Here is a 6,769-nt window from a genome sequence, read left to right on the forward strand (position 1 = left end):
CCGGCTGGGGCTGGAACCGGCCCGCCCCGAGGACGCGCGGGCCTTGGCAGAACAGGCGCGCGACGGGCTGCGCATGGCCGCACGGATGCACCGCAAGCTGCCGCGCCGGGCGGCGGCGGCGCTGTATCCCGGCCCCCGCGTGCCGCGCCTGCTGTCCGAGATCATGGCCGGGCGCACCGATCCGTTCGAGGCCACCACCGCGATCACGCCGTTTCAGCGGCGCGCATCGCTGGCCCGGCTGGCGCTGACCGGGCATTGGTGGCGCTAGGCGGGCTAGAAACCTCTTTTCCTCGCGCGCGGCCTGTGACAGCAATTGCGAAAGGCCCGGCGGGGCGGACGGAAGGGGATCGCCATGGCAAAGGCCAAGTTCGACGACCAGGCACGGGCCGGGCTGTCGCTGATCGCGCCGCCGTTCCTGTATGCGCTGGTGATCCTGGCGGCGCCGCTGCTGACCATCCTGGCCTACAGCTTCCTGACCGACGGCTATCTTGAGATCATCCGCGACTTCACCCTGGACAATTATACCCAGGTGCTGACCGACCCGATCGTGCGGACGGTGATGCTGCGGTCGCTGGTCGTGGCGGCCATCGTGACGCTGGCGACCGTGGTGATGGCCTTTCCGGTCGCCTATTACGTCAGCTTCTGCGTGCGGCCCGAAAAGAAGGCCATGTGGCTGTTCCTGATCACGATCCCCTTCTGGACCAGCTATCTGATCCGGGTGTTCCTGTGGAAGGTGATCCTGGGGTACAACGGCGTCATCAACTCGTCCCTGACGGGGCTTGGCATCATCGACGAGCCGCTGACCTTCATCCTCTACAACACCAACGCGATCGTGCTGACGCTGGCCCATGCCTACGCGCCCTTCGCGATCCTGCCGATCTTCGTCGCGCTGGAGAAGATCGACCGATCCCTGCTGGAGGCCGGGCGCGATCTGGGCGAAAGCCGGCTGATGACCTTCTGGCGGGTGACGCTGCCCCTGGCGATGCCGGGCGTCATCGCGGCGGTGCTGATCGTCTTCATCCCGACCATCGGCGACTATGTCACGCCCGAGGTCATCGGCGGCGGCAAGATCCCGATGATCGCCAACCTGATCCAGGTCCAGATGCTGGCGCTGGACAACCGGCCCCTGGGATCGGCGCTGGCGGTGACGGCCATGGCCATCGTGGCGGTGGTCAGCCTGGTCTTCCTGTTCCTCAACCGCCGCTTCCTCAAGGTGCGCCAATGAACCGCCAGGGACGCGGCCTGCAGGCCTATGCAATCTTCTATCTGCTGTTCCTGTATGCGCCGATCATCCTGCTGCCGATGTTCGCGTTCAACTCGGGCACGATCATCGCCTTTCCGCTGCAGGGGGTGACGACCGACTGGTTCCGGCAGATGTGGGGCGACGCGACGCTGCGCCGGGCGCTGACCAATTCGCTGACCGTGGCGGTGGCCTCGTCCATCCTGGCCACCTGCTTTGGCATCTTCGCGGCGCGCGCCTCGACCCGCTTCGTGTTTCCGGGCAAGGGCGGGATGATGGGGTTCATCATGCTGCCCATGGTGCTGCCGGAAATCATCGTGGCCATGTCGCTGCTGGTCGTGCTGCTGGGCATGGGGGTGCAGCTGTCGCTGATGACGGTCATCGCGGGGCACACGCTGATCTGTATGCCCTATGCCATCGCCGTGCTGACCACCGCCTTCTCGTCGCTGGACCGCAGCCTGGAGGAGGCGGCCTATGACCTGGGCGAAAGCAAGTGGGGCGCGTTCCGTCTGGTCACGCTGCCCTTGGTCATGCCGGGCATCATCAGCGCGCTGCTGATCAGCTTCACCATCAGCTTGGACGAGTTCATCCTGGCCTTCTTCCTGGCGGGGAACGAACCGACGCTGCCCACCTACATCTTCAGCCAGCTACGCTTTCCGCGCGCGATCCCCGTCATCATGGCGTTGGGCACGGTGCTGGTGATCCTGTCGATCGTCCTTCTGGCGATCGGCGAATATTTCCGCCGCCGGGGCAATGCCCGCATCGGCGGCAAGCCCACCGGAGGGTTGATGTGATCGAAGCCAAGCCAATGATCGAATGTCAGCGCGTCCACAAGTATTACGGCGACTATCACGCGCTGCGCGGGATCGACCTGACCATCCGGGCCGGAGAGTTCTTCTCCCTGCTGGGCCCGTCGGGCTGCGGCAAGACCACGCTTCTGCGCACCATCGCGGGCTTCGAAGACATCAGCGACGGCGCCATCCTGATCGGCGGCAAGCGCATGGAGGAGGTTCCCGCGAACAAGCGGCCCACCAACATGGTGTTCCAGTCCTATGCCATCTTCCCGCATCTGACCGTCGCCGAGAACGTGGCCTTCGGCCTGCGCCGCGATCCGCGCAGCAAGGCTGAAAAGGCCGCCGCGGTCGAGGAGGCGCTGGCCATGGTCGGCCTCAAGGGATACGGCGCGCGATCCGCGCATGCCCTGTCGGGCGGCCAGCGGCAGCGGGTGGCACTGGCCCGCGCGCTGATCCTCAAGCCCAAGGTGCTGCTTCTGGACGAGCCCCTGTCGGCCCTGGACCGCAAGATGCGCGAGCAGATGCAGGTCGAGCTGATCAAGCTGCAGCGTCAGGTCGGCATCACCTTCGTCCTGGTCACCCATGACCAGGAGGAGGCGCTGGTCATGTCCGACCGCATCGCCGTGATGTTCGAGGGCGAGATCGCGCAGCTGGACGGCCCCGAGGCCCTCTATGCCCGCCCGGCCACGCGGCGGGTCGCGGATTTCATCGGGGTGATGAACTTTCTGCCCGCGACGATCCTGTCCGAGGCGGGCGGCACGGTCACCGTCGATGTCGCGGGCCTGGGTACGGTCGAGCTGCCCGAACGCCAGGTCAGCCGCGCCAATCCCGACGATGCCGGCGCCGTGATCGGTTTCCGCCCCGAGACGATGACCCTGGTCGGTCCGGGCGCGACCCACACGCAGCCACGCGAGACCAACGCCACCATCGACGAGGTCGTCTATTACGGCGACATGACCTATTACGACCTGCGCCTGGACGGCGTGGCGCGGGGCGACGGCAAGTCGCGCACGGTCCGCATCTCGATGCGCAACGTCTTTGGCCGCGACGTGCAGGAGGTCGGGACGCGGACCCGGTTGGCTTGGTCGCCCGGATCGTTGGTGCTGTTCCGCTGACGCGAAGGGGGGCCTGCTCCGCTAGCGCGGCGTCAGCCTGACCCAGATGCCGTCGCGCGCCCGGATCGTCAGCCGGGCGATGGGCATCGGCTGGCGGTCGGTCACCTCCAGCCGCCACCGCGCGGTGATTGCGGCCAGCATCACCACCCCCTCGATCATCGCCAGCCCCGCGCCGGGGCAGGCGCGCGGCCCGGCCGAGAACGGCAGGAACGCCGCGCGGGCGCTGGACTTGCCCTCCGGCGTGTCCCAACGGGCGGGGTCGAAATCATCCGGCCGGTCCCACAGCCGGTTGTGCCGGTGCAGATGCCACGGAGAGATGACCAGCTGCGCCCCGCGCGGCACGGGCCGCTCGCGGAACATCTCGGGGGCGGTGGCCTCGCGCACGAACATCGCGACGGCAGGATACAGGCGCAGCGCCTCGCGGAACACGGCACGCGTGGCGCGCAACCCGCCGACGCTGGCGAAGTCGTCCAGGGTCGCGGCCTCTGCGGCCACGCGGTCCTGCCAATCAGGATGAGCCGCCAGCAGCCACAGGGCCCAAGCCAGGACCGAGGCGCTGGTCTCATGCCCGGCGAGGAACATGACCGCGACCTGGTCGATCATCTCGGCCTCCGAAAACGGCGTGCCGGTCTCGGGGTCTGGGGTGGTCATGATCCGCGTGGCCAGATCGTCGGGCGCGGTTCCCGCCGCGATGGCCCGGCGACGTTCGCGCACCAGATCGCCGATCAGCCCGCGAATGCGCGCGGCGGTGGCGCGGGTGCGGCGCGAATGGGGCCGCGGCATCCAGGCGGGCAGGGGCAGCAGGGCGGCCAGGTTCACCAAGGGTTGAGCGGCCTGATGGTCGCGGAACGCCTCGAACACGTCGGACGCAATGCGGTGTTCGACGGGCATCGAGAACAGCGTGCGAAAGATCACGTCGGCGGCGGCATGGGCGGCCTGCGGCTCGATGTCCTGTACTCCCGCGGTCAGCCGCTGGCTGGCCGCGCGCGCGGCGGCCAGCACGGCGGGAAAGCTGTCGCGCAGGCGGCCGCCGTCAAACGCCGGGTCGATGATGCGCCGCTGGCGCGCCCAGTCCGCGCCGTTCGCGATGAAGACGCCGTTGCCCAACAGCGGCGCCAGACCCTCGCGCATGCGGTTCGATTTCGGGAAATCGCCCGGCCGATCCTGCAGGATCAGCCGGATCAGCGCCGGGTCGTTGCAGAAGAAGCTGTGGATCACCGGACTGCGGAATTCCGCCATCCACGCGCCGTACAGGCGTTCCGGCAGCGCACCCAGCAGGTCGCGCCTGAACCCGCGGATCAGCCCGCGCAGCGTCCCGCCCCCCTGTGCGCCTTGGGGGCGGGGCGTCACCGCGCGCCCACGGGCCGGGTGATCCGCCCCGGGGACGGCTTGCGCCCGGCGAACCGCTGCGCCAGCGTCCGCGGCCCGGCGGTGATCGCGAAATAGTCGTAATCGCCCGGCCGATCAAAGGCGCACAGATACTGGAAATGCAGCTTGAACCATCGGTTCTTCAACGCGGCCTGCCGGTCCGGCGACAGCGTGTGCGTGAACGCCGCCGAAATCACCAGCGGCCAGCGCTGGTCCGGGCCGCCCTGTCCGCAGACCGCAACCGGATCGCACAGCGCGAAACAGCAGGCGTCGCCCGGTGCCGTCACGTCCAGCCAGAACAACCCGTCGCTGCGCGCAAGCCAGCCCAGGTCGTCGCGCAGCCGCCCGGCATCGGGCAGGAACGCCGCCATCGGCACGACGTGCCCAAGCGTCAGCAGCGACAGGGCCGGGCCGGGGTCGGCACGTTCGCGCAGCAGATCGGCCATCAGCGACACGGCCAGATAGGCGCCCGACGAATGGCCGACGACCAGCACCTCGTCCGGTCCGTCGTCCAGGATCGCCATCAGGCGGGCGCGGAACTGGGCCAGCCGGTCCTCCAGCGCGGGGGGATAGGCGCCGCGATGCCGCGCGGTGAAGGCGTAATCGTGCATCAGGTAATAGGCGAACAGCCGGTGATCCAGCCGCCGCCCCAGAACCAGCACGCCCCAGGCCACCGCCAGCCCCACGGGCAGGCCCTGCCAACCGCCGACGGCCGACGCCGCCAGCCCCCCAGCCAGCAAAGCCAGCGCCAGCTGTGCCAGCAGCACCGCGATGGGATAAAGCGCCGCGATGACCGGCCCGCGCCGCAGACACATCAGCCGCGACAGGGTGCCCGTCGCGATATAGGTCCAGGACGTCCGCGCCAGCTGTGCGAACGTCCCCGCGATGCCTTGCCGCATCGAGGCCTGCACGATGTCGGACCACAGCGCGACCTCGATCACGGTGATGGTGTCGCGACCCTCGACCCGGCCGTGGACGGTCCAGGCAAAGCCCTGCGCCTGCGCCTTGGTGATGCGCAGCCGGTGGCCCGAAATCCGCGCCTGATCCGCGGCCTCGCGCCGATACAGCTCGCGATAGCGGCGCGGCGGGATGGGGTCGAAACCCGGCAGGTACAGGACGTGGCGGCGGAACGGTGCGGTCATGGGGGCCCTTGACTGTCCGGCACCACCTTAGGTGGAAATGCCGCCGCGGCAAGACCCGGTCAGCCGCGCCAGCGCGCCTCGTGCGCCTCGATCGCGGCGATGCGGCGGGCGGCGGGGGGGTGGGACAGGAACCATGCGGGGGCGCCTGCGCCGCCGCTGCCGGTCAGGCGGTCCAGCTTGCGGAACAGCGATTTCTGCGGGGCGGTGCCAAGGCCCGCCTTGATCATCAGGGCGCTGGCGAAACGGTCGGCCTCGAACTCGTCCTGGCGCGACAGGCGGGCGGCGACGGCGGTCGCGATCAGGTTGGCGATCCAGGCGCCGATGCCCGGCAGGATGCGCCCCAGAACCCCGGCCAGCGCCATGCGGATCGCGTTCTGGCCTGCGAAATCGATCATCCGGCGGCGCGAATGGCCCAGGCTGACATGGCCCAGTTCGTGCGCGATGACGCTGGCCAGTTCCTCGGGCGTGACCTCTTCGGCGTCCAGCTTGCGCAGGAAGCCGCGGGTCAGGAAGATGCGCCCGTCGGGGGCGGCAAGGCCGTTCACCGGCTCGATCTCATAGACATGGGCGCGGATCGGAGGCAGGTCCATCGCGCGGCCAAGCCGGTCCAGCATGGGCGTCAGGCGCGGATGGGTCAGGGGCGTGGCCTTCTGGTTCAGCTCCTGGCGCAGACGCCATGCGGAAAAGAACCACATCGCGACCAGGTACAGCGCCAGCAGGATGAAGGGCAGGTAACGCATCATGGCCCTTATATGGCGGCGCCCGACCGCCGATGCCAGAGCCTGCGCCCCGCCCAGATTGCCGCAGCCAGCACCGCGGCCGCCGCAAGTGCCTTGAGCGCCGCGGCCTCGTCCCCGCGAAAGCCGCGCCCGGCCAGATGCCCCGCGCCCAGATGCAGCGTGGCCCAGATCGCCTCTCCGGGGACCGAGGCGGCCATGAACCGCGCCAGCGACACCCCCGCGGCCCCGGCGACGTAATTGGTGGCCGGACCAAGCGGCGTGACCAGCCAGCGCGACAGGAACACCGCTCCCGCGCCGCGCCGGGCGATCAGCGCCTGCGCCCGCGCCAGGATCGCCCCCCGCCTGCCGCGCATCAGCCACGGCCGCATCC

Annotated in this window: 7 protein-coding genes and 1 pseudogene; 4 read left to right on the forward strand and 4 right to left on the reverse strand. The window is 69.4% G+C overall.

Annotated elements, in window-relative coordinates; translation table 11 throughout:
* The 4 genes and pseudogenes from FHD68_RS19145 to FHD68_RS16825 form a co-directional block, all read left to right on the forward strand.
* Positions 1–268 (forward strand): annotated as a pseudogene (locus FHD68_RS19145) (hypothetical protein); the annotation flags it as partial.
* Between the two features lie 84 nt (positions 269–352).
* Positions 353–1,225: an ABC transporter permease gene (locus FHD68_RS16815; protein ID WP_046000153.1), complete on the forward strand. Its 873-nt coding sequence runs from the start codon at positions 353–355 to the stop codon at positions 1,223–1,225.
* Positions 1,222–2,034 (forward strand): ABC transporter permease, encoded by an 813-nt coding sequence (locus FHD68_RS16820; RefSeq protein WP_127897987.1) that lies wholly within the window; start codon positions 1,222–1,224, stop codon positions 2,032–2,034. The genes FHD68_RS16815 and FHD68_RS16820 overlap by 4 nt, the downstream gene beginning before the upstream one ends.
* Before the next feature lie 14 nt (positions 2,035–2,048).
* Complete coding sequence (locus FHD68_RS16825; RefSeq protein WP_127899308.1) at positions 2,049–3,149, forward strand: ABC transporter ATP-binding protein; 1,101 nt, start codon at positions 2,049–2,051, stop codon at positions 3,147–3,149.
* Positions 3,150–3,170: 21 nt separating this feature from the next.
* Here the strand turns inward: FHD68_RS16825 and FHD68_RS16830 are convergent, their stop codons facing one another.
* The 4 genes from FHD68_RS16830 to FHD68_RS16845 all read right to left on the reverse strand — a co-directional run.
* Positions 3,171–4,499 carry a cytochrome P450 gene (locus tag FHD68_RS16830; RefSeq protein ID WP_240542508.1) on the reverse strand — a complete coding sequence of 443 codons (1,329 nt, stop codon included), beginning with the start codon at positions 4,497–4,499 and terminating at the stop codon, positions 3,171–3,173.
* The gene (locus tag FHD68_RS16835) at positions 4,496–5,659 is read right to left on the reverse strand and encodes an alpha/beta hydrolase family protein (protein WP_127897988.1); all 1,164 of its coding nucleotides are present in this window, start codon (positions 5,657–5,659) and stop codon (positions 4,496–4,498) included. Before FHD68_RS16835 ends, FHD68_RS16830 begins: the two co-directional genes overlap by 4 nt.
* A 59-nt stretch (positions 5,660–5,718) precedes the next feature.
* Positions 5,719–6,402 carry a M48 family metallopeptidase gene (locus FHD68_RS16840; protein ID WP_045981511.1) on the reverse strand — a complete coding sequence of 228 codons (684 nt, stop codon included), beginning with the start codon at positions 6,400–6,402 and terminating at the stop codon, positions 5,719–5,721.
* A 5-nt stretch (positions 6,403–6,407) separates the two neighbouring features.
* Positions 6,408–6,769, reverse strand: a 362-nt coding sequence (locus tag FHD68_RS16845) for a DedA family protein (RefSeq protein WP_139086273.1), incomplete at its 5' end; no start/stop codon positions are given.

The sequence above is a fragment of the Paracoccus marcusii genome, from assembly GCF_006151785.1.
Classification (GTDB): Bacteria; Pseudomonadota; Alphaproteobacteria; order Rhodobacterales; family Rhodobacteraceae; genus Paracoccus; species Paracoccus marcusii.

Bases quoted from the DNA above. Each gene is read 5' to 3' on its own strand.
- FHD68_RS16815 (WP_046000153.1), top strand. From the start codon at position 353: ATGGCAAAGGCCAAGTTCGACGACCAGGCACGGGCCGGGCTGTCGCTG.
- FHD68_RS16820 (WP_127897987.1), top strand. From the start codon at position 1,222: ATGAACCGCCAGGGACGCGGCCTGCAGGCCTATGCAATCTTCTATCTG.
- FHD68_RS16825 (WP_127899308.1), top strand. From the start codon at position 2,049: ATGATCGAATGTCAGCGCGTCCACAAGTATTACGGCGACTATCACGCG.
- FHD68_RS16835 (WP_127897988.1), bottom strand. From the start codon at position 5,659: ATGACCGCACCGTTCCGCCGCCACGTCCTGTACCTGCCGGGTTTCGAC.
- FHD68_RS16840 (WP_045981511.1), bottom strand. From the start codon at position 6,402: ATGATGCGTTACCTGCCCTTCATCCTGCTGGCGCTGTACCTGGTCGCG.